This window comes from Actinomadura sp. NPDC049753 (assembly GCF_040674655.1).
In the GTDB taxonomy this organism is placed as follows: domain Bacteria; phylum Actinomycetota; class Actinomycetes; order Streptosporangiales; family Streptosporangiaceae; genus Spirillospora; species Spirillospora verrucosospora.
This window is the reverse complement of sequence record NZ_JBFARL010000124.1, coordinates 1-24,809: the sequence shown is the minus strand read 5'-3', so window position 1 is coordinate 24,809 and position 24,809 is coordinate 1. Positions and strand designations below refer to the sequence as shown.

Sequence of the window (24,809 nt, the reverse complement as noted above, 5' to 3'; positions counted from 1 at the left end):
CGGCCAGCTCCAGCGGGACCCCCACCCGCGCGGCCAGATCGTCCGCCTGCTCGTTCAGCAGCCGGACGACCTCCGTGCCGACCATGGGGCCGCGGCCCTCCGGCCGGGGCGGCGTTCCTCCGGCCTGAGGCCGGCCGCGCTCAGACCTCCTTGAGGAAGCCGGAGTCGACGGCGAAGTCGGCCCCGGTCGTGCTCGCCGACCGCGGCGAGGCCAGCAGCACGACCACGTCCGCGACCTCCTGCGGCGTGGCCAGACGGCCGGTCGTGAGGCTCATCATCTCGGCCGCGCCGCCGTCCAGCACCGCGTCGCGGTCGGAGCCCATGGCCCCGGCGATGACGTCGGCGGCGCCGCCCTCGTCGGTCCACCACGGCGTCCGGACCGGGCCCGGCGACACCGAGTTCACCCGGACGCCCTGCGGCGCGAACTCCTCCGACAGACCCTTCGTCAGGTTGTTCAGCGCCGCCTTCGCCGCGTTGTAGTCGTAGTTCATCGGCCCGGGGCGCCGCCCGTTCCCCGACGAGACGTTCACGATCGACGCCGCGTCGCTCTCCAGCAGGTGCGGGATCGCCGCCCGCACCGCGCGGACCACAGCGAACAGGTTGAACTCGAACATCTCGCGCCAGTCGTCGTCCGACGGGGTCAGGAAACCGAACCGGGGCAGCGTCGCGCCGGGCGGCGGGCCGCCCGCGTTGTTGACCAGGACGTCGAGCCGGCCGAACTCCTCGACCGCCCGCGCCACGACCTGCGCCGGAGCGTCGGCGTCCATCAGGTCGGCGGGCACGTGCAGCAGGTTCGGCCCGGCGAGCGCGTCCAGCTCCCCGCCGGGCTTGCGGGACACGGCGACCACGCGGGCGCCCTCGTCCAGCAGGGTCCGCGTGACGGCCGCCCCGATCCCCTTCGACGCCCCGGTGACGATCGCGACGCGCCCGGCCAGCCTCAGGTCCATGGGTTCCCCTCTCATAGGCGGGCGCGCCCATCCCCGGACGCGCCTCGCCCTCTGAACCCCACCCCGGCCCCACCGGTTGCACCGGGGAGCGCGTGCTCGCCGTCCCCGGACTAGGCGTTCCGGGTCTTCGCCTCGGCCGCGCGGCGCGCGCGCAGGGCGCGCACCCGGCCGCGGCTCGCGCAGGCAGGGGACGGGCACCAGCGGCGGCGGCCGGCCGTGTCGACGAAGACACCGCGGCAGTCGTCCTCGGGGCAGACCTTGAGATCGCTTCGTCCGGGGCCGGTCAGGTGGTCGACGGCCTGCCGCGCGATGCGCCCCAGCGCCGCCCCCGCGGTCGGGGGCGCGGACCTGGTGATCCGCCCGTCGACCGAGAGCTCGACCGGGTCCTCCTCCGCGAGGTAGCCGGCGAGGCTCCGCACGTCGTCCTCGTCCGGCGGGCGCCCGTCCACGGTCGCGAGGGCGATGGGACGGAGCAGCTCGCGCAGGAGGAGGGCCCGGTCCAGATCGTGCCGGTCGGGCGGCCGGACGGGGGCGAGCTCGCAGAGGTCCAGCCACTCGGCGAACCGGCCGGGATCGGGAAGGCGCTCGACCGACCGCGCGCCGAAGGCGCGGCCGCGCGTGGCGAGCAGGTTCAGCCAGGTCGCACCGCAGTCGAGCCGGAACGCCGGCGGATCACCCTTCATGGCTTCAGAGTAACGCCAGAGCCGTTACCGTGCTACCGTAACGACTCAAGCGTTACCGAGGAGGAGATCCCATGCCGCTCGCCGAGCACCTGACCCCCGCCCGCCTCGACCGGGACGAGGCCTACCGGCTGCTGGACGTCCTTCAGGACGAGGCCACCCAGAACGCCGCCCTGCCCGGCCTCGAAGACCTCGCGCCGGGCTTCGCCGACTGGATCGTCACGAGCCTGTTCGGCGGCACCTACCAGCGCGAGGGCCTCTCCCTGCGCGACCGGCAGCTGCTCAACCTCGCCGCGCTCACCGCGATGGGCGGCGTGGAGCCGCAACTCGCCGGGCACGTGCGGACATGCCTGCGGCTCGGCATGACCCGCGAGGAGATCGCCGAGGCGCTCGTCCACCTCGCGCCGTACATCGGCGTCCCGAAGGCCCTCGCCGGCCTGCGCGTGGCCGCGGCGGAACTGTGAGGATCAGGACGGTCCTCGGCGACATCGTCCCCGGCGACCTCGGCGTCTGCGACGCCCACGACCACCTCTTCCTCCGCTCGCCCCGGCTGCCGGGCGAGGAGCTCGACGACCCCGCCGCGGCCGCCGCCCAGCTCCGCGCCTTCGCCCGCCTCGGCGGCGGGGCGGTCGCCCAGTGGACCCCCCACGGGATGGGACGCCGCATCGACGACCTCGCGGACGTCTCACGCGCCACGGGCGTCCACGTCATCGCCGCCACCGGCCTGCACCAGGCCGTCCACTACGGCGCCGACCCGCTGGAGAGCGTCCGGCCCGCCGACCTCTTCGTCGACGAGCTGACCCGCGGCCGGGCGGGCATGGTCAAGGTCGCCACGGCCTTCCACGGCCTGGACGCCCGCGCCCGGCGCGTCATGACCGCGGCGGCCGAGGCGTCGAACACGACCGGCGCCCCCATCGGCGTCCACCTGGAGCAGGGGACGTCGGCCCTCGACGTCCTCGACCTGCTCTGCGGTGCCCTCGGCGTGCCGCCGGACCGGGTGATCCTCGGCCACCTCAACCGCTCTCCCGACCCGTGGGTCCACCGCCGCGCCGCGGAATCGGGCGCCTACCTGGCGTTCGACGGCCCGTCCCGCGCCCACCACGCCACCGACTGGCACCTGTTCGAGTCGCTCGCCGCGCTCGCCGAAGCCGGGCACACCGACCGGCTCCTGCTCGGAGGCGACACCACGACGGCGAGCGCACGCGCGGAACTGGGCGTCCCCCACACGCTCCGCGCGCTGCGCCCGCGCGTCGAGCGGCAACTGGGCGCCGACGCGGCGACGGCCATCTTCGTCACGAACCCGGCCAGAGCGTTCGCCGCCCCTTGGACCTAGAACCTGTCTCGACATGGCCTCGGCCACGCGCGCGAACGCGTGGTCACGGAGCGAGCCGCCAGGCGAGGGAAGTGGGCCGAGACTGCTAGGTCAGAGCCTCGTAGACGAGGGCGGCCACCGCGCCGTACGCCAGGTGGGGCACGACGTCGGACGCCCAGTCCGACGCCGACCACTCGCGAGGGTCGGTCAGGCCGAGGACGGTCATCGGGGCGCTCGACCCGGCCATCGCCAGCCCGGTCAGCACGACGGCCCCGACCGGCCGCGGGAAGCGTCCGCGCCCCGCGAGCAGGCCGTAGAGCAGCCCGGCGCCGAGTCCGGTGCCGAAGCCGAGCAGCGGCCCGAGCCCGGCCTTGCGGTTCTCGGCCTTCTCACCCTCGCCCAGAGCGACCCCGGCGACGTCGGCCAGCTTCTCCACGCTCTGCTCGGGCGTGCTGCTGGCCGGCCGTCCCCGAACCACCATGTCGAGATAGGTCACCATGTTGAGGGCGGTGGTCCCGGCCGCCCCGGCGGCCAGTCCGCGCGTGATTCTGTCCATGCGGTGGCGCTACCCGGCATCCGCCGACTCCCACCTGCACCGCCCGTTCAGGCCCGGTTCCGGGTGCCCCGGCCGGCGCGCGGCGGCGCGGGAGGTGGCCGCCAGGCAGCTGCGGCCGCCCCGAGCTGGACTCCGAGCAGCGGGCGTCCTGCATAATCGGTGCTCGCTGATCGAGTTGGGCAGGTGGTATGTGGGCGGGACGCTGAGACCCATTGTGGATCCGGAACTACCGGAGGCCGACCGGGAGATCCTCGTCGCCCATCCCGAGGTCCTGACACCGCTGAGCGAGAAGCCGCCGGCGCTGCCGCCCTTGGGCGGGCGAACTTGGGCGGATGCCGGGCTCTCCTTCGTCGCGGGAACGGCGTGCGGCTTCGTGCCCGCTCTCGCGCTTCCCTTCCTGTTCGGGCGGGTCGGAGCCGCCGTCGGGGTCGCCGTCCAAGGCGGGCTTGTCGCGGCCTGGTGGTTTGGTGGGCTCGGGCTCTTCCTGGTGGCGGGGACCGTGCTCCAGATCGGCTTCCTCGTGGCGCTCTTCGTCCGGTGCGGGGAGGGGCCGCCCCAGCGGCTGGGCCGCGACCACCACACCCGCTATTACACCGAGCAAGACTTCGACGGCCGGACGCTGCCGCTCGTCAGGCGGGCGCAGGACGCGGTCACGGCCGTGCTGGGGTCGGCAGTCGATGCCGCCGGCCTGCTGGACGACATCGCCAACACGCTGGAGTTGCCGCGTCAGGAATGGGCCATCGCCAGTACCTGCGTGGAGGTGACGCGCATCAATCGACGCATCCGGTCCCTGCGGGACGGCGACGCCGGGCTGGACGAGATGCTCCGACCCCAGCAGCGGGCCCTGAAGCAGTCCATCGAGGGGGTTCGACGGCGCGTGGCCGCGCTTGAGGGGTACGCGGAGCGGACGGCGGCCGCCGACGCCGCCTACCGCGAGTGGCAGGTGATGGAGGAGTTGGACGACCTGAGGGCCGACGTGCAGGAGCTGCTCGCCAGGACCGCCCAGGACGAGCTGGCCGTCGCCGAGATCGGCCATCTCGCGGAGAAGACGCCGCTGACCGAGCTGCGGAGGACGGTCGAGGAGGCGCGGCAGGCCGGCCTTCTTCTGGCCGCGAGCGAGAAGGAGCCGGCATGAGGTCCGGGCTGTCGGCGGGCGGGCGGCGGCTGGGCGGGCGCTTCCCGCGGCCCCTGGGGTTCGCGGCGGTCGCCGGCCAGGCGGTGGCGCTGGTCGTGTGGGTCGCGCACACGCCGGGGGACGAGCCGGAACGCGCTGCGGCCGCGAAGGACGACGACACTGTCGCGATCACCTACATCGTCACGGGGGATCGTCCGACGGCGGACGTCAAGTACGACGCCCCGACCGGTTCCGAGGACCATGAGGGGCTCGCGCTGCCGTTCAAGGCGCAGTACCGGTTCCAGAAGGGGGAGTCGCTTGCGCTGAGCGTCCAGAACCGTTACCAGAACGGCGCGGGGCACATGATGTGCACGATCGTCGCGAACGGTGTGGTCGTGAAGCAGGCGTCGGCGTCGGGGAGATACGCGATCGCGTCATGCTCCGGAATCGCGGGCGACGACGAGCCGGTGCCGGGCGCGAAGATTCCCGCGATGACCGCGCCGAAGCTCCCCAAAGGCGAGGTGCGGCTGACCAAGGTCGTGCGGGTCCCGCGCTACAAGGGGCCCGGGTCACCGGTCCTCGGACGGGTCGAGGACGGCGACGCACGTCTGTCGTACGCCTCGTTGGGCGGTGCCTGGGGCCCGAGCCGCCGGACGGACCCGGAGGTGACCGGGTATGGCCGCCGGCAGGCCTTCGACACCGATCCCTCGTGGCAGGCCGTGTTCGCCTCGGGAAAGGTGAGCAGCGAACTCACGCAGGCGTACAAAGGCCCTGACAAGCTCCGGGCCCTGGCCTCGGCCGTCCAGGACGACCGCCAGCACACGACCTTCACCGACACGACGACCGGACGCGACGTCGCGTCCCAGCCCCTGAACGTGAGCGGCCGGAAGGGCTGGGTGATCGTCCGCGAGATGCACTTCCGGAAGGAGGGCGTCAGGTCGACGATGGACCTGTCCGCCGTCGTGGTGGTCGACACCGGGCGGCCGCGGCCCTCGTTCGTGTGGCTGGACGTGCCCGCGTCCCACAAGCGGCTCTGGCCGGACGTCAACACGTTGATCCGTTCGCTGCGCGTCAGCTGATCGGCGGGCCGCGCACCGGGCGGGCCGCCGCGCGGCCCGCCCGGCACGGGCGTACAGGTCAGCGGGTTCCGAGGAGGATGGACGTGGGGACCCGCGTGGCCACCGGAGGGAGTTTCGTGCCGTTCCCGGCCGCGGCCGCCTGGGGCGCCATCGCGCTCGCGTCCGCCGGGCCCCTGGTCTGGAGTGCCGGCCGGGAGTCGCCGGCGAACGGCTGGGTGTCGCCGACGCACACCTTGCCCGCGGGCGGCAGCTTCCCGCCGACGAGGTAGCCGTCGACCGCCTTCGTCACGCACTCCGAAGTGCCGTAGGCGGTGTGTCCCCAGCTGTTGCTGGACAGCAGGCGGCTGTTGGGCAGCAGCTTGCTGGACGAGACGGCGTCGTTGTAGTTCGTGGCCGGGTCGTAGTAGTTGCCCACGAACAGGACGGGGGCGTTCGTCCGCCGGTTGAAGGGACCCGTGTAGGCGTCCTCGTCGCGGACCTTCCAGGCGTCACGGGCGCACTGGACGCTGCTCCAGCCCCACGCGCGCCCGAAGTAGGGCGCCCGCTTGTCGGACGCCGCCGTCAGCGCCGGCCAGTTCCCCGCCTTCTTCGGGTGCAGGCCGTCGGTGCAGGTGACACCGCTGAACGCCTCAAGGCCGTTGTCGTAGGGGAAGTCCTTGGCCGAGACCTTCTCCGCCGCCTCCTTCTGCCGCTCGACCTCGGCCCGGCGCTCCGCGATGCGGGCGGCGAGGGCCTTGCGCGCCTTGGCGGCCTGCGCCGCCGACGAAGCGGGCGAGGTCGCCTTCCACAGGTCGGTGACCATGGCGTCGATGACCTCGTAGCCGCCCGGGTCGTACAGCCAGCCGAGGGTTCCGCCGACGAAGTCGGCGTAGGTGACCTTCTCGCCTTCGACGTCGGCGGGCTTCGCCCTCAGCCGCTTGGCGAGGACGTCGAAGTTCTTGACGGGATCTCCGTACTGCGCGAACTGGCACTTCGCCTTGCCCGCCTTGCCGCAGCGGACGAGGATCTCCCGCAGCGCCTTGTAGGCGCCGTCGGCGGACCGCAGCCGGTCGTCCAGTATCCGGTTCGCGGTCCTGGGGGTGCCGACCCAGGAGACGGGGTTGATGACACCGTCCACGACCACGGCGCGCAGCCGGTCGGGGAACATGTTCGCGTAGTACTGGCCGAGCGCCGTGCCGTAGCTGAAGCCAAGGTAGGACAGCTTCTTGTCGCCGACCGCGCGGCGCAGGACGTCCATGTCGCGCGCCGCCTCGGCCGACGACATCGCCCCGGCCAGCTTCTTGCCGGTCGTCGAGCAGCCCTTGCCGACCGCCTTCGCCGACTTGACGTAGGCCGCCTCCTGCTTCGCGCCGACCGGGAACGCCACGCCCATCCCCGCCAGTGCGAGCGTCTGGTCCCTGGTGGACCTGAAGCAGGCGACGTTGGAGCTGAAGCCGATGCCGCGGGGGTCGAAGCCGACGATGTCGAAGCGGTCGAGGACGTCCGCGCCGAGGAAGTAGGGCGCCTGGTACGCGATCGCGGTGCCCTGGCCGCCGGGCCCGCCCGGGTTGACGAAGAGGCTCCCGATCCGCTTCTTGGCGTTGCGCGCCTTCACCCTCAGGAGGGCGATCTCGGTCGTCGCGCCCTTGGGATCGTCGTAGTCCAAGGGCAGCCGGACGGTCGCGCACTCCGCGTAGTCGTAGCACTTGTACCAGGCGAGCTTCGGGGTTGGCACGCGGTCGACGCGCGCCTTCTCGGCCGGGCTCGTCGTGTCGCCCGGGGCGGCCAGGGCGGTGGCCGCTAAGGCCGGCACGAGCACCGCGCCGGCTACGCCCGCCGCGAGAATCCTGTGTCCGAGACGCATGAGGTTCCCTTCGTGGGGATCGATGCCTCTCCCGCGCAGTTGCACGGATTGGTCCACTGATTCTCGAATGCGCCACTCGTCCCCGTGATCCACCGCCGGACCCGGTCTCCGCTTCGGAAGATCACCCCGAAGACCGATTGACGCTCATCCCCGAGGGCGGACCGCACGGCGCGGCGGAACCCCGGCGGGCCCGGCCGGGCCCTGCGCCTGGCCAGGCCGAACACGCCAGCGGGAGAAATGATCTTTTTGGCGGAATCGCGGGCCTCGGTGTGCTGTAATCCGGTTGGTCCGAATTATGATCACCGCCCACGGCCGCAACGGCCGGGGAGAGGAGACAAGCATGAGCCGTCTCGTCGACCGCCTGCTGGCGCGCGTGGCCCCCAAGGCCACCGCGTCCGCCGCCTGCAAGACGTACTACTACTGCTCGCAGTCCATCTACTACAAGAAGGTCTGCTGCGACGGCCAGTGCCGCCACTACGCGATCGGCGCCTGCGGCTGACCGTGGAACTCCCCCGCGGGCGGCGGGGCGACGCCGCCCGCGGGTGCTCCTGAGGAGTGCGGATGGAACTCGTGCGGATCGGCTGCGCCTGCTTGATCGGGCTGGTCTTCGCCGTGTCGGCCGTCTCCAAACTCCGCGACTTCGACGGCTTCGCGAGGTCCGTCCCCGCGCTGGTGCCCACGCGGCCCGGCCGCGCCCGGCTCCTGGCGATCGCCACCACCGCGCTTGAGGCGCTGGTGCCGCCGCTGCTGATCGCGCCGGTCACCGCCCCCTTCGGCTTCGGTCTCGCCGCCGTGCTGCTGGCCGCCTTCACCGCGGCCGTCGCGGCCGCGGTCCGGCGTGGACGCCGCACCGCCTGCCGCTGCTTCGGCCCGTCCAGCGTTCCGCTCGGCCCGCGCCATCTCGTCCGCAACGGAGCGCTGCTCGTCTGCGCCGTCCTCGGCGCCCTGTCCCCCGGGGGCCTGCCGCCCGCGGGCGGAGTCGCGGTGGCCGCCGCGGCCGGGCTGGCCGGGGCGGTGCTGATCGTCTCCCTCGACGACATCGTCGAGCTGTTCGCGAGGAACCCCTGATGCCCTATCTCACCGCCGCCGTCGTCCTCGTCGGGCTGCTGTCCGCCTTCAACCTCGTCCTCACACTCGCCCTGATCCGCAGGCTGCGCGGGCACGACGGCGCGGAGCCGGGGCACGCGGGCCCGCCGATGGCGCTCAAGCCCGGGTCGCAGGTCGGCGACTTCACCGCGACGACCACCGAGGGCGAGCCGGTCTCGCGGGCGGACCTCGTCGGGCTGGTCGCCTTCTTCTCCGCGGGCTGCGCGCCCTGCCACGAGCTGGCTCCGCGCTTCGCGGGGCTCGCGACGGGCCTGCCCCGGCTCGCGGTGGTGTCCGGTGACGACCCCGAGCTGGTCGCGGTCCTGTCGCCGGCCGTCCGCCTCGTCGTCGAGGAGCCCGACGGCGCCGTGAGCGGCGCCTTCCAGAACACCTGGACGCCGGCGATCTACCTCGTCGACGGCGGGCAGCGGGTGGTGGCCGCGGGCGGGCGCCTGGAGGACCTGCCCATCGAAGCCCCGGCGTGAGGGCACCGGACGCGGGCCGGAGGCCGGACGCATGAGAGGGCGCGCCCACGTCCGCGGGCTGGCCGCCGCCGGGACCGAGGCGGCCGCCCTCATCTGGCGGTCGGCGCCCGGCGGCGTGTCCGGCTACCTGCTGATCACCCTGGCCGAGGCCGCCACGCCGATCGCGACCGCCTGGCTGATGAAGACGGTGGTCGACCGTCTGGCGATGACGGAGGACCCGGTCGCGGGCCCGGCCGCCGCCCTGGTGGCCGCCGGGCTGGCCGCCGCCGCCCTGCCCGGGATCGGCACGTACCTGCGCGACCAGGCAGGCCGGGCCGCCGGAGTCCTGGCGACCGACCGGCTGTTCGCCGCGACCGAACGCCAGGTCGGGCTGCGGCGGTTCGAGGACCCCGTCTTCCTCGACCGGCTGCGCCTGGCGCAGGAGGCGTCCGCCACCGCGGGGTACCTGGTCGACGCCGTCTGCGGCACCGCGCGCGGCGCGCTGTCCCTCGCCGGCTTCCTCGTCTCGCTGCTGGTGATCAGCCCGCCGATGACGGGGCTGGTGCTGCTGTCCGCCGTCCCGGCGCTGGTCGCCGAGCTCCTGCTGTCGCGGAGCCGGGCGGCCATGCAGTGGGCGACCGAGCAGACCCACCGCCGCGAGTACTTCTACAGCGGCCTGCTGACGGACGTGGAGGCGGCCACCGAGATCCGGTTGTTCGGCATCGGCGCCTTCCTGCGCGCCCGGATGATGTCCGAACGCGAGCGCGGCAACCGGGCCGAACAGCGGATGAGCCGGCGCGAGCTGGCCGTCCAGGGCGGCCTGACCGCGCTGAGCGGCGCGGTGGCGGGCGGCGGCCTGTGGTGGGCGATCGCGGCGGCGCGGCACGGGACGCTCAGCGCCGGGGACGTCACGATGTTCGTCGCCGCGGTCGCCGGCGTGCAGACCGCCCTGAACCTGCTGACGTCCTCGATCGCCACCGCCCACGGCCGCCTGCTCGTGTTCACGCACTACGTCGCGGTGACCCGCGCGGAGCCGGACCTGCCGAGCGCCGCCACGGGCGACGCCCCGGCGCTGCGGCGGGGCATCGAGTTCCAGGACGTGTGGTTCCGCTACAGCGACGACCATCCGTGGGTCCTGTGCGGCGTCGACCTGACGATCCCGCACGGCCGGGCCGTCGCGCTGGTCGGCCTGAACGGCGCGGGCAAGAGCACGCTGGTCAAGCTGCTCTGCCGCATGTACGACCCGACCCGCGGGCGGATCCTGTGGGACGGCGTCGACCTGCGCGACATCCCGCCGCACGCGCTGCGCGAGCGCATCAGCGCGGTGTTCCAGGACCACATGAACTACGACATGACCGCGAGGGAGAACATCGCGGTCGGCGACCTCCGGGCGCTCGACCGGCCGGACGCGGTCCAGGCGGCGGCCGTCCGCGCGGGCGTCCACGACAAGCTCGCCGGGCTGCCCCACGGCTACGACACCCTGCTGACCCGGATGTTCTTCTCGGAGGCCGACAAGGAGGACGCCGACACCGGGGTGGTGCCGTCCGGCGGCCAGTGGCAGCGCCTCGCGCTGGCCCGCGCCTTCGTCCGCGACGGCCGGGACCTGATGATCCTGGACGAGCCCAGCTCCGGGCTCGATCCCGAGGCCGAGCACGAGGTCCACGCCCAGATGCGGCTCCACCGGGCCGGGCGGACCAGCCTGCTGATCTCGCACCGGCTCAGCGCCGTCCGGGACGCCGGCCTCATCGCGGTCCTCGAAGGCGGGCGCGTGGCCGAGCTCGGCACGCACGAGACGCTGATGGCGGCGGACGGACGCTACGCCCGCCTCTTCAGGCTGCAGGCGGCCGGATACCAGGAGACCCCGCAGCCCTCCGAGGACCTCGCATGACGTGGCTCGCCGCCGCGGCGGGCGTGCTCCTGGCGGTCGGCGCCCTCACCGTCTGGGTGCGCCTGCGGTACCTGGTCACGACGGTCGACGGACCCAGCATGGAGCCTGCGCTCCATTCCGGCGACCGGATCCTCGTCCGCCGGACCCGGCGGGTGCGCGCGGGCCAGATCGTGGTGGTGCGGATCCGGCCGCCGACGCTGGACGCGCCGCCCCCGGACGATCCGGGCCCCGCCCCGGACGAGGAGGTTCCGGTCGTGCGGGACCACCCGGACGGGCTCCTGCTCGTCAAGCGGGCGATCGCCGTGGCCGGCGATCCGGTCCCGGTGGACCGGGTGCCGTCCCTGCGGGAGGCGCGGGAGGAGACCGTCCCGCCGGGCGCCCTCGTCGTGCTGGGCGACAACGCGGCCACCAGCTGGGATTCCCGCGACTACGGATTCGTCCGCGCCGACCAGTTCATCGGCGTGGCCGTCCGCAGACTCCCCACGGCCTGACCGCGCGGCCTTCCACACTCCCCGGCCCCTGAGCGGACGCCCCCGCCCGGCGCGCTGCGTTGCATATGTCGGCGATATGCCGTGCCGCCTAGTCTTCGGGTATGCGCGTGCTGATCGTGGAGGACGAGCCCTACCTGGCCGAAGCCGTCCGCGACGGCCTGCGGCTGGAGGCGATCGCCGCCGACATCGCCGCCGACGGCGACTCCGCCCTGGAGCTGCTCGGCGTCAACTCCTACGACCTCGCGGTCCTGGACCGCGACATCCCCGGCCCCTCCGGCGACGAGGTCGCCCGGCGGATCGTCGCCTCCGGCAGCGGCATCCCGATCCTCATGCTCACCGCCGCCGACCGCATCGACGACAAGGCCTCGGGGTTCGAGCTCGGCGCCGACGACTACCTCACCAAACCGTTCGAGCTCCGAGAGCTCGTCATGCGGCTGCGCGCGCTGGACCGCAGGCGCGCGCACGCCCGCCCCCCAGTCCACGAGATCGCGGGCCTGCGGCTGGACCCCTTCCGCCGGGAGGTCTTCCGCGACGGACGCTACGTCGCGCTCACCCGCAAGCAGTTCGCCGTGCTCGAAGTCCTCGTCGCCGCCGGAGGCGGCGTCGTCAGCGCCGAAGAGCTCCTGGAACGGGCCTGGGACGCCAACGCCGACCCGTTCACCAACGCCGTCCGCATCACCGTCTCCGCCCTGCGCAAGCGACTCGGCGAACCATGGCTCATCGCCACGGTGCCCGGCGTCGGCTACCGGATCGACACCGCCGCCCCGACGGTCTGACCCGCGTGGGCGGCCTCCGCCCAAGTCCGGTCGAGGTCGGAGCCCGGCGGGTAGCGTCCGTCCAGTCGAGAACAGTGCCTGCGCGGCGTACGGCTGGCCGGCCGCTCACGGTGAGATCTTCGTTCAGTGCGCAGCCTCGACGCGCTTCTTGAGCGCGGCGTTCATGGCGGCGAAGTCGTCCTGGACGTCGATCGCGCTCCCGGCGAAGGGCACCAGGAAGCCGGTGAAGTTCTCCCCCTGGGTCAGCTTGACGCGTCCAGGGCCCGTCTCCTGGATGAGGAAGTAGTGCTCGCCGTCGACCACGCCCGGGACACCGAACCGGCCGATCCAGCGCAGTTCGTGCCCGGGGTCGGCGACCAGGACGGTCGGCTTGAAGGTCATCCCCTCCCCGCCGTCGTCGCCGGACAGCTTGTTGACCAGCTTCGCGCCCTTCTTCGGCTCGCCGACGGCGCTGAGGATGAACGGGTTCCACTCGGGATAGGCCTGGAAGTCGGTGAGCACCTGCCAGACCTGGGCGGCGGAGGCGTTGATCTCGATCTCGGCGCGGAGCTTGTGCGGGTGGCTCCGGGTCCAGCCGTACAGGCTCCCGATGACGACGGCGAGTGCGACGACCACGATCCCCACGATGCGGACGATACGGACTGCCATAACGACCCCTCCCTCTCCGGCTAACGCTGTTAGCCATAACCATAAGGCTAATGACGTTAGCCACGCAAGGCCGCTCGCTCCGCCCCCGAAGGCTCGTCGCCCGGTTCGACCCATCGCCGCACTGGCCCGCGACCACGGCGTCAGCCGCGGCGCCGTCCGCACGGCCAACGCCGACCTCATGCCCGACCACACCGCGGCGGCCGGCCACCGGGGCACCCCGGCCCCGGAACTGCCGGCCACCCTCGATATACCGGGCAAGTTCGCCGACTTCCTGCGCACCGCCGAACTGAACAACGTCTCACGGAGGGCCGCTGTACCGATGTTCCAAGGCCGGGCCTGTAGCGTGCCCATGACCGTCTGCTCGCGGATGTTGAAGGCCCACAGAGTCGTCGGCTATGTCTCTGTAGCGAGGGTGGTCACTCGTCGGTTGGTGTTTCGCGCCGGCCTTGCTTGCGCGGACGCGGTGGATGATCGCGGTCAGGACCTCATCGGAAGCCTGGAAACCGGCTACCGCGTCACAGGGAAGGGCGGGCGGTGGCCGGGGTCGCGGAGGCCGCGTCGATGACTTCGTCGAGGACGTCGCGTGAGCGCAGGAGGTCGGTGATCAGGCGGTTGATGCGGTCGCGTTCCGCGGCGAGCTCTCCGACGAGCTTGGGGGTGGCGGTCTCGCTCGGCCGGCCGTCGCCGTCTCTCAGGCACGGCAGGAGCTGGGCGATCTTCTTGCTGTTCAAGCCTGCGGCGTAGAGCGTCTGGATGCGGACGACGCGGTCGACCGCCCACGCGCCGTAGTCCCGGTGGCCGCCGGGGGTGCGCTCGGCGTGGAGCAGTCCTTGGTCCTCGTAGTAGCGCAGGGAACGCTCGCTCACACCGCTGAGCCGCGCCAGCTCACCGATCCGCATTTCGCACCTCGCCTGGAAGACGACTTGAATCTGACACTGGTGTGAGCTTCTACCTTGCCATCGTGACGAACGGATCGTCCATGGAGAGGGGGACCTCGTGAGTGATCTGACGGGCAAGGTGGCGCTGGTGACCGGAGGCAGCCGCGGAATCGGCGCGGCGGTGGCGCGGCGGCTGGCGGGCGCGGGCGCGGCGGTCGCGTTGACCTACGTCCAGGCGGCGGACCGGGCGCGGGAGGTGGCCGAGGGGATCGAGGCGGACGGCGGCAGGGCCGTGGTCCTCCAGGCCGACCTGACCAGACCTGACGCCGCGGCGCAGGCGGTGGAGCGGACCATAGGGGAACTGGGCCGGATCGACATCCTGGTGAACAACGCGGGATTCCTTGCCTACGGCCCGCTGGCGGAGGTGACCGCGGCGGAAGTGGACCGGGTGCTCGCCGTGGACGTCCGGTCGGTGCTCCTGTCCGCCCAGGCGGCCGCGCGCCACATGGGCGAAGGCGGGCGGATCATCAGCATCGGGTCGTGCTTCAACGGGCGCGTTCCCGGCGCGAACTTCGTCCTGCAGGCGACGGCCAAGTCCGCGCTCGCCGGGTTGACGAAGGGACTCGCCCGGGAGCTCGGGCCGCGCGGGATCACCGTCACCGTCGTGGACCCAGGTCCGATCGACACCGACATGAACCCTGCCGGCGGCGAGACCGCCGACTTCCAGCGCTCCCTCACCGCGCTGGGCCGGTACGGGGAGGCCGAGGACATCGCCGCCGCGGTGGCCTACCTGGCGGGGCCTGGCGGCCGCTACGTCACCGGCACCGCCCTGGCCGTGGACGGCGGATACACCATCTGACGATTCTCCGGTCCCCCGTCCGCCCGCGAGCGGGCGGGGCCGGAGCGTGCTCGCACGTCAGCCGGCTGTGTCGAAGGCTTCGCGGTTGGCGGCGATGGCGGGCTGGTGGGTCCGTACCCAGAGGACGAGGTGGTCGACGGCCTGCGCGAGCGAGCGGCCGAGCGCGGTGAGTTCGTACTCGACTCGCGGCGGGACCTCGGGGTAGGCGGTCCGGGTGATCAGGCCGTCGCGGTGCAGGGCGCGCAGGGTGTGGCTGAGCATCCGCTGGGAGATGCCGCTGATCTTCTCGTGCAGGGCGGTGTAGCGCATCGGGCCGGACGCCAGCTCCGTGACGATCAGGACGGTCCACTTGTCGCCGACGCGGGCCAGGATGTCCCGGACGAGTCCGATGGTCTCGACGCAGTCGGGAGCGATCCCCCGCGCCGTCAGTTCGGCGCGGAGCGCGACGTCCATGCGATTCGGCCTTTCGCGTGCGTTGCTTACTTCAAAGTGCGTACTGGCGAGGGGGATTAATACCTGCCGACACGCGATTCCTACCGATCGTAAGCGCGGAGGCCCGCTGCGGCGGCCAGCGAACGGAGGACGCGGGATGAGCGACCAGGACAGCACCCGGGGGCAGCCGGCCGGAGAAGGCGACATCCGGCACGACACCTTCACGATCTCCCAGCGCCTAGACGCGTCTCCGGCCGAGTCTTCGCCGCCTTCGCCGTCCTCGACGCGCCGCCGGAGCATCTCGACTACCGGTCGCGCTACCTCGACATCGTGCCGGACCGCCGCATCGTCTACGTCTACGAATCCACTGTCAACGACCTGCTGCGCTGGACTTCCCTCGTGACGGTCCAGTTGGACGGCGAGGCCGGATCGACCGACCTGGTCTGGACCGAGCAGGTCGCCTTCCTCGCCCGCGCCGTCGAGCACCTGCGCCTCATCGCCGCAGGCCTGCAGATCGCGACTGTCCGCACCCAGCTCAACCTCTCCCTGATCAACGATTTCGAGTCCTTCACCACCTTCGTCCCCACCGACCGCCACACCGCGACCCTCCACCAGATGCTCACCGAGGTCATCGAATGGAGCGGGGCCCTCGCGCCCCTGCGCGCCGCCTGAAAGGAGCACACATGCCGAGCTCGACGTCCGACGCCGAACTGGCGCGTTCGCTGGAGGGCGGGTTCGTCAGCCGCCACGCGGAGGTCGGCGGCGTCCGCCTGCACTACGTGGAGGGAGGTCAGGGCGATCCGCTGGTGCTGCTGGGCGGGTGGCCGCAAACCTGGTGGGAGTTCCACAAGATCATGCCCGCGCTCGCCGAGCACCGCCGGGTGATCGCCGTCGATCTCCGGGGCATGGGCGGCTCCGGCGCTCCGGCGGGCGGATACGACAAGAAGACCATGGCCGGCGACGTCCACGCGCTGATGCGCCGCCTCGGCCACGACAGGGTGGACATCGCCGGGCACGACATCGGCGGCATGGTCGCCTACGCCTTCGCGGCCAACCACCCGGCGAGCACCCGGCGGATCGCGCTGCTGGACATCGCCCACCCGGACGAGCGGTTCTACGACTACCCGCTCCTGCCCGTGCCCGGACGCCAGCAGGTGGACGGCGACATCCACGCGGGGCCCGGGCGGTTCCTGTGGTGGTTCGCGTTCAACCAGGTCCCCGACCTGCCCGGGCGCCTGCTCGCCGGCCGCTCCCGCCTGCTGGTCGACTGGATGATCGATTATCTGGCCGCCGACCCCGCCACCATCAGCGACCACGACCGGGAGGTCTACGCCCGCGCCTACGCCACCGAGGACGCGATCCGGGCCGCCGGAGCCTGGTACCGGGCGTTCGCCCAGGACATCGTCGACGAGAAGACCTATGCCCCCGTGACCGCGCCGCTGCTCGGGGTGGGCGGCGGCGAGGGCGGCCACCGGCTTCTGGAGGCGGTGCTACCGGGCAAGGGCACCGACGTCGAGGTCGTCGCGGTAGCCGACAGCGGCCATTACCTTCCCGAAGAACGGCCCGAGGCGGTCATCGATCACCTGATGCGGTTCTTCGGGGCCCGCACACCACTCGTTCGCCCCTAGCTGTATCCCGCGATGGACGTTGGTGACGGCGGTCGGCTGCGAGTCGACATCCTCGCCGGCCGCCTGCGGCCCGGTGACCGGCTCAAGTTCGCGACGCTCTCCGAGCGCTACGGGACCAGCGTCAGCGTCCTACGCGAGGCACTGGCGAAGCTCAGCGCGGAGAAGCTCGTCGTGAAGTCGCCGAGGCGGAGTTTCCGGGTGGCGCCACTCTCGAGTCAAGACCTCCAGGACCTCACCGCCGTGCGCTGCGACATCGAGTGCCTGGCCTTTCAGGGAGGTGGCCCTGACCCGCGACGCCGACGTAGGGGCGGAGAGGCTGCGGGCCCACATCACCCACACGGCCCACGTCCGGATGGACGTGGTCAGCGACGCCGACAACTGAACGAAGGCGCGCCTTGCGCGCCGCCGCTCATCTTCAACGATTACACCAGCATGGAGGGACGACGTCTTGCGCGCACTTCGCATCGACAGGTTCGGCGGGCCAGAGGTGGTGGCCGTCCGGGAACTCCCCGCGCCGGATGCGGACCTGAAAGAGGTCCTCGTCCGGGTCGTGGCCAGTAGTCTCAACCCGGTGGACGCCAAGACCCGCAGCGGCGCGATCCGGGGTGGGCTGCCCGCCCTGCCGATGACCCTCGGCTGGGACCTGGCAGGCGTCATCGTCAGTCCCGGCAGCAGCGGCCTGAGTGTCGGCGAACGCGTGATCGGGATGTCGGCCCAGCTCGCGGACGGACGCGGAACGTGGGCCGACCTGGTCTCCTTGCCTGCCCACAGCCTCACACCCGCACCCTCGAACGTGAGTCTGGCCGAGGCGGCCACTTTGCCCCTGCCCGGCCTCACCGCCGTACAGACGCTCGACTGGCTCGGCGTTGCCAGCGGTCAGCGACTGCTGATCACCGGAGCCGCGGGCGCCGTGGGCGGGCTCGCCGTACAGATCGCGCGATCGCGCGGCGTCACGGTCGACGCGCTGGTCTCCCGCCCTGCGCAGTCTGAGGTCGTCACCGGACTGGGCGCCCGGAAAGCCGTGACGGACCTCGCAAACCTCGACGAGCGGTACTACGACGCGGTGTTCGACACTTGCGGAGCGTCGGTCGGTGAAACGGTCGCCGACGGCGGCCGATACGCCACGATCGCCAGCGAGCACGGCGACCCCCCGGACCTGAGCCACCGCGGCGTCACCACGACGCTGCATCAGGTCAAGGAGGACGGGGACGGCTTGGCCGGGCTGGTCAACCTGGTCGAAACAGGAGATCTACGGCTCCGCCTCGATTCGACCTTCCCCATCGCCGACATAGGCAAGGCGTACGAACGCCTTGACACCCGCGGGCTCACCGGAAAGATCGCGCTGCTGTTCTAGAGTTCGAGTACATGTGGGTGGCCGACGGCATGCAGGGGTGTGCACGGTAGTTAGGGCGAGATACGAGCTCGCCGGCCTGCACGGCGAGTTGATCTGGGCCTCGGCGCCTCCGCATGGGAGGAGATCCAGCGTGGCCGCAACGGATTGGGCCCTGACCGGCACCGTTCGGCGACATCACCAGTACCACCGGCCACATGACCAGCACCTCTACAGGCATGCCCTGAAGGTGCTCGACGCGGGTCCATGGGGCTTCAGATGCTCCCGGGACCGGGTGGTCGCGGCCCTCATGGGGCCCAGGTGAGGCTCTCCGGGAAGCGGAAGAGCCCCCCAGCTTGTCGCTGGGGGGCTCTTCCGTCACTGTTAGGGAAGGACTTGCGTCACTACCCCTGCGTGGGGTGCTGACGAAACTCCCTGACCAGCAGCGGCGCGTGGCCTCGCCCGTCTGGATTCCACGCCAAGAAAGATCATCTTCCATTCTCGCCGCTGCGGGCCAATGGGCAGGGGCGGTGGCATCGTTCCGCTGGCAAGCAGTCCGGTGTTTCAGTGCCACGGGAGTGTCGACGGTCAGGTGACGCAGGGTGCCCGGATCAGCGATCACCACCTTGTCCAGCAACGCGGTCCGCCGGTTCCAGCAGGACGATCGGCATCTCGCGGCGGGCGATGCGCAGGTAGTGCTCAAAGCCGGGATAGATCGCGATGAGCTTGGGCCATAGATGATCGGTTTCTTCCGTCGTGGCCTCGCGGGCGGCCATGGGCTGCCGGTGTCCCTGGATGAGGACCTGGCAGGCGGGGTCGGTCTGGAGGTTGAGCCACCAGGCCGGGGAACGATCGGAGCCCGCGTTGCTGGCGACCACGGCATAGCCTTCGCCGTACTGGACGTAAGCCAGCGTCGCATCCCGAACGCGTCCGCTCTTGCGACCGGTCGTGCGGACGACCAGTAGCGGCGCGCCGAAGAGGGTTCCCGCGACGCGTCCCTTGAACCGCCGCAGCACCCAGGCGTGTGCTCGGCGAGCCAGGACGGAGCCCCGGCCGTGGGCGAGGCGGGGGGTGATCCGCGAGTGAATCTCAGCTGCTCTCGTCACACGGTCACCGTAACCATGATGTTGACATGACGTCAACATAGTTCTTGATAGTTTGAGAGTCATGGCGAAGCGACCCCTGGACACCCCCCGCGCGCTCGAACGCCGCCGGCAGCTCATCGAGGCGGGCTTCGAGCACTTCGCCGACAGCGACTACGACGACGTCCAGCTCGATCAGGTCACCAAGGCGATCGGTGTCTCGCACGGGGTCGTCTTCCAGCACTTCGGCAACAAGAAGGGCTTCTACCTGGCAATCGTCGAGCACCTGCTCGACGGGTTCCTCGAATGCGTGGCGCCGGATGCCGACCTTCCCGCTCAGGAGCGACTCACCGCGGGCCTGGCCGGATACATCGGGTGGGCGGCCGAGCATCCGCGGGGGTTCACGTCGCTCATCAACGCCACGTCGCGCTTCGCCGATGTCCGTGAATTGGTCGAGCGAGCGCGTCAGGCAACTATTGAGCTGATAGCCGCCGGCATGGGCCTGGACCTGTCCCAGGCGCGCGCACGCGTCGCGCTGCGCGGCTGGATCGGTGGTTTGGAGGCGACCGTGGCCGAGTGGCTCCGCACTCCCGACACGGCCACCGAACAGGAGCTGATCGAATACATGCAGGACACCCTCGCCGCCACCCTCCGCTGGGCGGCCGGTGATCAGGTCGCATAGCCGACATGGGTCCTGGAGCGTCGAGCGTTGTTGCACCGGGTGACGATGGACGGAGCCTGTTCAAGGTCGCCCACCTGCGGGTGGTCGATGCACGCCGGTGCGCCTTGGCCTGTTCGGGCGTCGTGGCACTGGAGCGCCCCGGGTTCGATATGCGGAGCCACGCGACGGCGCCGTCCATGCCCTCGTCCTGGAGCAGCCGTTCGGCCACGATCCGCAGAGCGAATTCGTAGCAGCGGCGATCCGCAGATAGCCGATCGCGTCGGGGTCGGGCTCACTGTCGTTGAGCATCTCCCCGATCCGTGCGGCCGCCTCGACCGACCCCGCGGCCGCCGCGCGGCGCAGGACCTCCATGGCCGTGAGTTCGTGACCGGCGTCGGCGAGAAGGTCCGCGACCTGTGACGCCGCGTCCAACGCTTCCGCACCGTCAGGGTGAAGGCCGCCCCGGAACGACGGTCGACCCGGCCTTTCCGAACCGCTTCTGCTTGGTTACGTAAAGTGATGATCTGGTGGTTGGAGTGGTGATTGTCCGGGCTCCTGGGACGCTGCGAGGCTCATAAGGCGGAAGTGATCCGCTGTAGGGACGGCTTCGTCCGGTTCGCGGCGCAGGTCAGCTGAGGCACCCGCCGGTGCACAAGAGAGCTCCCCCGCCGAGCGGCGCCGCGCGGCACCCGAGCCGTCCCACCGGATCAAGGTGCCCTGCGACAGGAGGCCGTCATGAGCATGACCAATGCCACGCCCCCCGCCGACATCGCGGACCCGGACGAGGGAGGCTACCCCTTCCACATCGCCAAGGACGAGGATCGGCGGCTGCGCCTGCAGGGCGCGCGGGCCGTCCCGTCGCCGGTGATCGGGCAGGCGACCTCCTTCGACGAGTACACCCGGCAGCTGATGATTCCGCCCGCGGTGATGGACCTGGCGCGGAAGGCCGCGGACCTGCGGCTCGCGGCGTGGGAGGTGGAGGCGATGCGCAAGCAGCTGGCTCCCGCCGAGACCGACGAGAGCATGGGGCTCCTGCGCCGCATCCTGCTGAAGAAGTTCGACAAGGACAGTTCGCACCCTCCCTACATCCGCGTCGCCTGCACCGGCAGGGGAGACTACGACCACCTGGCGACCGAACACGGGCACCTGGACCGCCTCGAAGACACCGAAGGCGACATCGGCGCCCCGGTGGTGCTGGAGATCTGGCCGGCGCAGCACTACTCGCCAATCCACTCCCACGGCCACACCTCGGGCATCGTCTTCTGCCTCGCCGGCCAGCTCGACGTCATGCTCTACGACAGCCTGGACTGGAACGCCACCAAGCTCGGCCTGGTCACCCTCACCCCAGGGCAGTGCGCCTGGCTGACCAAGGAGAACTACGCCGTGCACCGGGTCTACTGCCCCATGGACGGCGGCGAAGGCCCCACCGGTCCCGGTTTCATCAACACCACCGACGACTTCGGCGCCAGTTTCCACGTGTACCTCAACCCGGACGAAACCACCGTCCTGCTCGACGACGGTGAGAGCCGCGACCGGAACGTCTTCGACTACATCCGCGAGGACAACCTGGAGCGGGACAAGTTCGAGACCCACTCCGACCTCTCCTGGAGCGTGCTGCGCCGTGTCCTGGCCGGCACCCCGCTGACCTGACCGGAGGCGAGATCCCTCGCGCGACGGAGGCGATCACGGCTGCGGCCGATCCGATGACACCGCTCGGCGTGGCGTTCAACCTGGGCAGGGTCGTACCGCTCATCTGGCGACGGCGGACGCCGTTCGCGGGTCGCGCTGGTGGCCGCGGTGCTTCGCCATGGGGTGTCGCTGCTTCACCGTCCGGGCCAGATGTTGCAGTACGGCGCGCTGGTGGCCGTCTACGTTCTCGCCGACCTGGGGCGGTATCGCCGGCAGCGGTGGGTCCATCGGCACGTGATCCTCATCAGCAGGAGGGACGTCGGTCTCCTGATCGTCTGCAGTGAGTGTGGGTGCGCGGGATCAGGGACCGTCGGTGTGGAAGCGGCAGCGGTCCAGGCCCGACCACTCGAGGTCGACGGGTGGCTCGTGGTGGGTCAGGCGCGCAAGATGGCCAGGCCGCGGACTGCTTGTGGACCTTGGTATGGACTGCCCGGGCCATCTGGTGCGACAGGACGGACGGATCATGTGTCCCACCGCTCTGCCGGCGACGCCTTCACCGGCCGGATCGACCCAGATGACGCCGACACCAGGTTCTCGGCAATGGGTACGCGCGCGGGACAGGGCCGACCGCGGACCGGGAGGAGGGACCGGGGTGGGACGTTCCCCGCCGGTCAGCGGTGGTTGTGGCTTGACGCGATGGCTACATCGCTCAGCGAGTTCGCCCCATCCCGAAGGCTCGACGACGCTGCCTGACCGGCATCGTTCGGCGACATCACCAGTACCACCGGCCACATGACCAGCACTTCTACAGGCATGCCTTGAAGGTGCTCGACGCGGGTCCATGGGCTCCAGATGCTCCCGGGATCGAGTGGTCGCGGCCCTCGTGGGGCCAGGTGGGGCCTCCGGGAAGCGGAAGAGCCCCCCAGCTTGTCGCTGGGGGGCTCTTTCCGTCACTGTTAGGGAAGGACTTGCGTCACTACCCCTGCGTGGGCGAGGAGGGATTTGAACCCTCACATCCTTTCGGACACACGGACCTGAACCGTGCGCGTCTGCCGTTCCGCCACCCGCCCGTGGGTGCCGTCCCGTTTCCGGGTGCCTGAAAAGGCTAGCACGGGGTCGGGGGTGGTTAGGTATCCAGATACGTCGAGCGAACCTTCGCACCGATACGATCGTCTACCAGTGGGGAAGGGAGGTGCCCGTGGGCGTCATTCAGCGCTTCGAGCGACGGCTTGAGGGCATGGTCGAAGGGGCCTTCGCCCGTGCCTTCAAGTCCGAGCTGCAGCCGGTCGAGGTGGCCAGTGCTGTGCAGCGCGAGATGGACGATCGGGCGGCGATCGTGGCACAGGGCCGCACGCTCGTGCCGAACGACTTCGTCGTGGAGATCTCTCAGCAGGACGGGCAGCGGCTCCAGGTGTACGCCGACAGCCTGAGCCAGGAGCTGGCGAATCTCGCGCGCGAGTACGCGAAGGAGCAGGGGTACTCCTTCGTGGGCCCGGTGCGCGTGCGGTTCGAGAACGCGGGAGATCTCGCCACGGGCATGTTCCGCATCAGGTCGGGGGTGATCCGGGGCTCGACGGTCGAGGGCGGGGAGATCCGCCGGCCGGTGAGCGACGTGCCGCAGGGCGGCCGGGGCGGGGTGTTCGGGGGGCATCCGCGGCTTCTGGTGACCACGGCGGTGGAGGGATCGGACACGACTCAGCGCACCTACGAGATCAACACTCCCGTGACCCTGCTGGGTCGCGGCACCGACTGCGACCTGCGCCTCGTCGACCCCGGCGTGTCACGGCACCATGCCGAGATCCGCGTAGAAGGTCCCGAAATCGCTCTCGTGGATCTAGGGTCGACCAACGGCTCGTTCGTGAACGGGCAGCCGATCCGGCGGGTCACGCTGGTCGACGGCTCCCGGGTCACGATGGGCCGCACCACTCTTGTGTTCCGCCGCGATAGGGAGTAACCCCGACTCCGATGTCCCCATTCACCCTCACGCTGATCAAGCTGGCGTTCCTCGCGGTGCTGTGGCTGTTCGTCATCGCGGCCGTCGGCGTGATCAGGGCCGACCTGTTCGGTTCCAAGGCCGCGTCGAAGGCGGCCACGCGCGCGTCCCAGCCCCGTCAACCCCGGGCGGCCAGGCAGCCGAAGCCGCCGCGGCCGCAGCACAGCGCCCAGCACGGCGCCCCGTCCAAGCTCGTGGTCGTCCAGGGCGAGCGGGCCGGCACCGTCATCGACCTCACGGGGGTGCCCATCACCATCGGCCGGGCCAATGACGCCACGCTCGTCGTGACCGACGACTACGCTTCGAGCCGGCATGCCCGACTTTTCGCGCAGGACGGTCAGTGGATCGTGGAAGATCTCGGCTCGACCAATGGGACGTATCTCGGACGCACGAAGGTGAGCCGGCCGATGCCGGTTCCCCCGGGCGTTCCGGTCCGTATCGGCAAGACCGTGATCGAGCTGCGCAAATGACTCTGGGAATCCGCTACGCCGCGCGCTCCGACGTCGGCATGCTGCGCGAGGGCAACGAGGACTCGGCGTACGCGGGCGCGCACCTGCTCGCGGTGGCCGACGGGATGGGCGGGCACGTCGGCGGCGAGATCGCGAGCGCCGCGGCCATCGAGGCGCTGCGGGCGCTCGACAAGGACCTCCCGGCGACCGAGCTGCTGGCCGCGCTGGAGCACACGGTCAAGACGGCGAACGACAACCTGCACCGCATCGTGGAGTCCGATCCCGCCCTGCAGGGCATGGGGACGACGCTGACGGCGATGCTGTGGGCGGGCAACCAGGTCGCGCTGGTGCACATCGGGGACTCGCGCGCCTACCTGCTGCGCGACGGCAGCCTGTTCCAGATCACGCACGACCACACGCTGGTGCAGTCCCTGGTCGACGAGGGGCGGATCAGCCCGGACGAGGCGGCCTCGCACCCGCAGCGCTCGCTGCTGCTGCGGGCGCTGGACGGCCGCGGCGAGGTCGATCCCGACCTGTCGCTGCGCGAGGCGAAGGTCGGCGACCGGTACCTGCTGTGCTCGGACGGCCTGTCGGGCGTCGTCACGGCGGAGACGATCTTCCAGGTGCTCACGGACGTGGACGACCCCGAGCAGGCCGTCCGGCAGCTGATCGACCTGGCGAACCGGGGCGGCGGCCCCGACAACATCACCTGCGTCGTCGCCGACGTGGTGGACCTGGAGCGCCAGCCGCCGACGGGCGGGCCCGGCCACGCGGTGGGCGCGGCGGCCAACGCGGCGCCGCCGGAGCCGCCGGGCGGGGGGACGGGGCCGAACACGACCGTCGCCGACACCCCGGCGGGGCGGGCGGCGCAGCTGCGCGAGACCCGGCCGCAGCCGCCGGTGGCGGTGGACGAGATGCCGCCGCCGCAGGCCACGACGCCCACCACGACCACGCCCGCCACGACGACCAGCCACGTCCAGCGCC

At 71.4% G+C, this 24,809-nt stretch carries 27 protein-coding genes, 1 tRNA gene and 1 pseudogene; 20 read left to right on the top strand and 9 right to left on the bottom strand.

All coding sequences use genetic code 11. The features are described 5' to 3' along the window. Window positions 1-140: 140 nt before the first annotated feature. Together AB0K37_RS27180 and AB0K37_RS27175 are read right to left on the bottom strand one after the other, a co-directional pair. Window positions 141-947 (bottom strand): SDR family oxidoreductase, encoded by an 807-nt coding sequence (locus tag AB0K37_RS27180; protein ID WP_363985783.1) that lies wholly within the window; start codon window positions 945-947, stop codon window positions 141-143. 110 nt (window positions 948-1,057) lie between these two features. Next, a complete protein-coding gene (locus AB0K37_RS27175; protein WP_363985781.1) occupies window positions 1,058-1,630 on the bottom strand; it encodes a CGNR zinc finger domain-containing protein in 573 nt (190 codons plus the stop codon). Between the two features lie 71 nt (window positions 1,631-1,701). Between AB0K37_RS27175 and AB0K37_RS27170 the strand changes: the two genes are divergently transcribed. Together AB0K37_RS27170 and AB0K37_RS27165 are read left to right on the top strand one after the other, a co-directional pair. Next, the gene (locus tag AB0K37_RS27170) at window positions 1,702-2,091 is read left to right on the top strand and encodes a carboxymuconolactone decarboxylase family protein (protein WP_363985779.1); all 390 of its coding nucleotides are present in this window, start codon (window positions 1,702-1,704) and stop codon (window positions 2,089-2,091) included. Further along, window positions 2,088-2,960 (top strand): hypothetical protein, encoded by an 873-nt coding sequence (locus AB0K37_RS27165; protein ID WP_363985777.1) that lies wholly within the window; start codon window positions 2,088-2,090, stop codon window positions 2,958-2,960. The genes AB0K37_RS27170 and AB0K37_RS27165 overlap by 4 nt, the downstream gene beginning before the upstream one ends. An 85-nt stretch (window positions 2,961-3,045) precedes the next feature. Here the strand turns inward: AB0K37_RS27165 and AB0K37_RS27160 are convergent, their stop codons facing one another. Further along, window positions 3,046-3,495 (bottom strand): hypothetical protein, encoded by a 450-nt coding sequence (locus tag AB0K37_RS27160; RefSeq protein WP_363985775.1) that lies wholly within the window; start codon window positions 3,493-3,495, stop codon window positions 3,046-3,048. A 214-nt stretch (window positions 3,496-3,709) separates the two neighbouring features. Between AB0K37_RS27160 and AB0K37_RS27155 the strand changes: the two genes are divergently transcribed. Further along, window positions 3,710-4,630 (top strand): hypothetical protein, encoded by a 921-nt coding sequence (locus AB0K37_RS27155; protein ID WP_363985773.1) that lies wholly within the window; start codon window positions 3,710-3,712, stop codon window positions 4,628-4,630. Continuing rightward, entirely contained in the window at window positions 4,627-5,688 is a 1,062-nt protein-coding gene (locus AB0K37_RS27150) for a hypothetical protein (protein ID WP_363985771.1), read from the top strand. Before AB0K37_RS27155 ends, AB0K37_RS27150 begins: the two co-directional genes overlap by 4 nt. A 58-nt stretch (window positions 5,689-5,746) precedes the next feature. Here AB0K37_RS27150 and AB0K37_RS27145 read toward each other — a convergent pair whose 3' ends face one another. Beyond that, complete coding sequence (locus AB0K37_RS27145) at window positions 5,747-7,531, bottom strand: alpha/beta hydrolase (protein WP_363985769.1); 1,785 nt, start codon at window positions 7,529-7,531, stop codon at window positions 5,747-5,749. 340 nt (window positions 7,532-7,871) lie between these two features. Between AB0K37_RS27145 and AB0K37_RS27140 the strand changes: the two genes are divergently transcribed. The 6 genes from AB0K37_RS27140 to AB0K37_RS27115 all read left to right on the top strand — a co-directional run bounded on the left by AB0K37_RS27140 (window position 7,872) and on the right by AB0K37_RS27115 (window position 12,236). Continuing rightward, complete coding sequence (locus AB0K37_RS27140; protein ID WP_363985767.1) at window positions 7,872-8,030, top strand: hypothetical protein; 159 nt, start codon at window positions 7,872-7,874, stop codon at window positions 8,028-8,030. Window positions 8,031-8,092: 62 nt separating this feature from the next. Continuing rightward, on the top strand, window positions 8,093-8,599 hold the full coding sequence (locus AB0K37_RS27135; protein WP_363985765.1) for a MauE/DoxX family redox-associated membrane protein: 507 nt from the start codon (window positions 8,093-8,095) through the stop codon (window positions 8,597-8,599). Then, window positions 8,599-9,102 carry a TlpA disulfide reductase family protein gene (locus tag AB0K37_RS27130; protein ID WP_363985763.1) on the top strand — a complete coding sequence of 168 codons (504 nt, stop codon included), beginning with the start codon at window positions 8,599-8,601 and terminating at the stop codon, window positions 9,100-9,102. The genes AB0K37_RS27135 and AB0K37_RS27130 overlap by 1 nt, the downstream gene beginning before the upstream one ends. A 31-nt stretch (window positions 9,103-9,133) precedes the next feature. Then, the gene (locus AB0K37_RS27125; protein ID WP_363985761.1) at window positions 9,134-10,969 is read left to right on the top strand and encodes an ABC transporter ATP-binding protein; all 1,836 of its coding nucleotides are present in this window, start codon (window positions 9,134-9,136) and stop codon (window positions 10,967-10,969) included. Continuing rightward, window positions 10,966-11,460 (top strand): S26 family signal peptidase, encoded by a 495-nt coding sequence (locus AB0K37_RS27120; protein ID WP_363985759.1) that lies wholly within the window; start codon window positions 10,966-10,968, stop codon window positions 11,458-11,460. The genes AB0K37_RS27125 and AB0K37_RS27120 overlap by 4 nt, the downstream gene beginning before the upstream one ends. A 101-nt stretch (window positions 11,461-11,561) precedes the next feature. Continuing rightward, entirely contained in the window at window positions 11,562-12,236 is a 675-nt protein-coding gene (locus tag AB0K37_RS27115; protein WP_363985757.1) for a response regulator transcription factor, read from the top strand. 123 nt (window positions 12,237-12,359) lie between these two features. On the opposite strand, the gene AB0K37_RS27110 is transcribed toward AB0K37_RS27115, so the two are convergent. Then, window positions 12,360-12,884, bottom strand: coding sequence for an SRPBCC domain-containing protein (locus tag AB0K37_RS27110; protein ID WP_363985755.1), 525 nt, complete (start codon window positions 12,882-12,884; stop codon window positions 12,360-12,362). A 515-nt stretch (window positions 12,885-13,399) separates the two neighbouring features. Continuing rightward, complete coding sequence (locus AB0K37_RS27105; RefSeq protein ID WP_363985753.1) at window positions 13,400-13,783, bottom strand: MerR family transcriptional regulator; 384 nt, start codon at window positions 13,781-13,783, stop codon at window positions 13,400-13,402. A 97-nt stretch (window positions 13,784-13,880) separates the two neighbouring features. Here AB0K37_RS27105 and AB0K37_RS27100 point away from each other — a divergent pair, with 97 nt between their 5' ends. Further along, window positions 13,881-14,621, top strand: a complete 741-nt coding sequence (locus AB0K37_RS27100) for an SDR family oxidoreductase (RefSeq protein ID WP_363985751.1) — start codon at window positions 13,881-13,883, stop codon at window positions 14,619-14,621. 57 nt (window positions 14,622-14,678) lie between these two features. Here the strand turns inward: AB0K37_RS27100 and AB0K37_RS27095 are convergent, their stop codons facing one another. Next, window positions 14,679-15,074, bottom strand: a complete 396-nt coding sequence (locus tag AB0K37_RS27095; RefSeq protein WP_363985749.1) for a helix-turn-helix domain-containing protein — start codon at window positions 15,072-15,074, stop codon at window positions 14,679-14,681. Between the two features lie 309 nt (window positions 15,075-15,383). On the opposite strand from AB0K37_RS27095, the gene AB0K37_RS27090 reads away from it, so the two are divergent. The 4 genes and pseudogenes from AB0K37_RS27090 (at window position 15,384) to AB0K37_RS27075 (ending at window position 18,035) form a co-directional block, all read left to right on the top strand. Then, complete coding sequence (locus AB0K37_RS27090; protein WP_363985747.1) at window positions 15,384-15,725, top strand: hypothetical protein; 342 nt, start codon at window positions 15,384-15,386, stop codon at window positions 15,723-15,725. A gap of 11 nt (window positions 15,726-15,736) precedes the next feature. After that, on the top strand, window positions 15,737-16,681 hold the full coding sequence (locus tag AB0K37_RS27085) for an alpha/beta hydrolase (protein WP_363985745.1): 945 nt from the start codon (window positions 15,737-15,739) through the stop codon (window positions 16,679-16,681). Between the two features lie 12 nt (window positions 16,682-16,693). Then, window positions 16,694-16,870: pseudogene (locus AB0K37_RS27080) on the top strand (GntR family transcriptional regulator); the annotation flags it as partial. Window positions 16,871-17,129: 259 nt separating this feature from the next. Further along, a complete protein-coding gene (locus AB0K37_RS27075) occupies window positions 17,130-18,035 on the top strand; it encodes an NADP-dependent oxidoreductase (RefSeq protein WP_363985743.1) in 906 nt (301 codons plus the stop codon). A gap of 587 nt (window positions 18,036-18,622) precedes the next feature. Here the strand turns inward: AB0K37_RS27075 and AB0K37_RS27070 are convergent. Beyond that, window positions 18,623-19,156, bottom strand: a complete 534-nt coding sequence (locus tag AB0K37_RS27070; protein WP_363985741.1) for a nitroreductase/quinone reductase family protein — start codon at window positions 19,154-19,156, stop codon at window positions 18,623-18,625. Between the two features lie 22 nt (window positions 19,157-19,178). Between AB0K37_RS27070 and AB0K37_RS27065 the strand changes: the two genes are divergently transcribed. Both AB0K37_RS27065 and AB0K37_RS27060 read left to right on the top strand, forming a co-directional pair. Further along, complete coding sequence (locus AB0K37_RS27065; protein ID WP_363985739.1) at window positions 19,179-19,775, top strand: TetR/AcrR family transcriptional regulator; 597 nt, start codon at window positions 19,179-19,181, stop codon at window positions 19,773-19,775. Window positions 19,776-20,489: 714 nt separating this feature from the next. Further along, complete coding sequence (locus tag AB0K37_RS27060; protein WP_363985737.1) at window positions 20,490-21,404, top strand: hypothetical protein; 915 nt, start codon at window positions 20,490-20,492, stop codon at window positions 21,402-21,404. A gap of 966 nt (window positions 21,405-22,370) precedes the next feature. On the opposite strand, the gene AB0K37_RS27055 is transcribed toward AB0K37_RS27060, so the two are convergent. After that, window positions 22,371-22,453, bottom strand: a tRNA-Leu gene (locus tag AB0K37_RS27055). Window positions 22,454-22,581: 128 nt separating this feature from the next. Between AB0K37_RS27055 and AB0K37_RS27050 the strand changes: the two genes are divergently transcribed. From AB0K37_RS27050 to AB0K37_RS27040, 3 genes are all read left to right on the top strand, one after another. Continuing rightward, window positions 22,582-23,337 (top strand): DUF3662 and FHA domain-containing protein, encoded by a 756-nt coding sequence (locus AB0K37_RS27050; RefSeq protein ID WP_067627928.1) that lies wholly within the window; start codon window positions 22,582-22,584, stop codon window positions 23,335-23,337. An 11-nt stretch (window positions 23,338-23,348) separates the two neighbouring features. Next, window positions 23,349-23,846, top strand: coding sequence for an FHA domain-containing protein (locus AB0K37_RS27045; protein WP_360355122.1), 498 nt, complete (start codon window positions 23,349-23,351; stop codon window positions 23,844-23,846). Next, a partial coding sequence (locus tag AB0K37_RS27040; RefSeq protein WP_363985734.1) for a Stp1/IreP family PP2C-type Ser/Thr phosphatase occupies window positions 23,843-24,809 on the top strand: 967 nt, incomplete at its 3' end. The genes AB0K37_RS27045 and AB0K37_RS27040, both read left to right, overlap by 4 nt.

Excerpts from the sequence above, each read along its gene's own strand:
- AB0K37_RS27120 (WP_363985759.1), top strand. The coding sequence starts at position 10,966 with ATGACGTGGCTCGCCGCCGCGGCGGGCGTGCTCCTGGCGGTCGGCGCC.
- AB0K37_RS27130 (WP_363985763.1), top strand. The coding sequence starts at position 8,599 with ATGCCCTATCTCACCGCCGCCGTCGTCCTCGTCGGGCTGCTGTCCGCC.
- AB0K37_RS27105 (WP_363985753.1), bottom strand. The coding sequence starts at position 13,783 with ATGCGGATCGGTGAGCTGGCGCGGCTCAGCGGTGTGAGCGAGCGTTCC.
- AB0K37_RS27065 (WP_363985739.1), top strand. The coding sequence starts at position 19,179 with ATGGCGAAGCGACCCCTGGACACCCCCCGCGCGCTCGAACGCCGCCGG.
- AB0K37_RS27145 (WP_363985769.1), bottom strand. The coding sequence starts at position 7,531 with ATGCGTCTCGGACACAGGATTCTCGCGGCGGGCGTAGCCGGCGCGGTG.
- AB0K37_RS27060 (WP_363985737.1), top strand. The coding sequence starts at position 20,490 with ATGAGCATGACCAATGCCACGCCCCCCGCCGACATCGCGGACCCGGAC.
- AB0K37_RS27125 (WP_363985761.1), top strand. The coding sequence starts at position 9,134 with ATGAGAGGGCGCGCCCACGTCCGCGGGCTGGCCGCCGCCGGGACCGAG.
- AB0K37_RS27170 (WP_363985779.1), top strand. The coding sequence starts at position 1,702 with ATGCCGCTCGCCGAGCACCTGACCCCCGCCCGCCTCGACCGGGACGAG.
- AB0K37_RS27135 (WP_363985765.1), top strand. The coding sequence starts at position 8,093 with ATGGAACTCGTGCGGATCGGCTGCGCCTGCTTGATCGGGCTGGTCTTC.
- AB0K37_RS27045 (WP_360355122.1), top strand. The coding sequence starts at position 23,349 with ATGTCCCCATTCACCCTCACGCTGATCAAGCTGGCGTTCCTCGCGGTG.
- AB0K37_RS27110 (WP_363985755.1), bottom strand. The coding sequence starts at position 12,884 with ATGGCAGTCCGTATCGTCCGCATCGTGGGGATCGTGGTCGTCGCACTC.
- AB0K37_RS27140 (WP_363985767.1), top strand. The coding sequence starts at position 7,872 with ATGAGCCGTCTCGTCGACCGCCTGCTGGCGCGCGTGGCCCCCAAGGCC.
- AB0K37_RS27160 (WP_363985775.1), bottom strand. The coding sequence starts at position 3,495 with ATGGACAGAATCACGCGCGGACTGGCCGCCGGGGCGGCCGGGACCACC.
- AB0K37_RS27180 (WP_363985783.1), bottom strand. The coding sequence starts at position 947 with ATGGACCTGAGGCTGGCCGGGCGCGTCGCGATCGTCACCGGGGCGTCG.
- AB0K37_RS27115 (WP_363985757.1), top strand. The coding sequence starts at position 11,562 with ATGCGCGTGCTGATCGTGGAGGACGAGCCCTACCTGGCCGAAGCCGTC.
- AB0K37_RS27070 (WP_363985741.1), bottom strand. The coding sequence starts at position 19,156 with ATGTTGACGTCATGTCAACATCATGGTTACGGTGACCGTGTGACGAGA.
- AB0K37_RS27175 (WP_363985781.1), bottom strand. The coding sequence starts at position 1,630 with ATGAAGGGTGATCCGCCGGCGTTCCGGCTCGACTGCGGTGCGACCTGG.
- AB0K37_RS27095 (WP_363985749.1), bottom strand. The coding sequence starts at position 15,074 with ATGGACGTCGCGCTCCGCGCCGAACTGACGGCGCGGGGGATCGCTCCC.
- AB0K37_RS27150 (WP_363985771.1), top strand. The coding sequence starts at position 4,627 with ATGAGGTCCGGGCTGTCGGCGGGCGGGCGGCGGCTGGGCGGGCGCTTC.
- AB0K37_RS27085 (WP_363985745.1), top strand. The coding sequence starts at position 15,737 with ATGCCGAGCTCGACGTCCGACGCCGAACTGGCGCGTTCGCTGGAGGGC.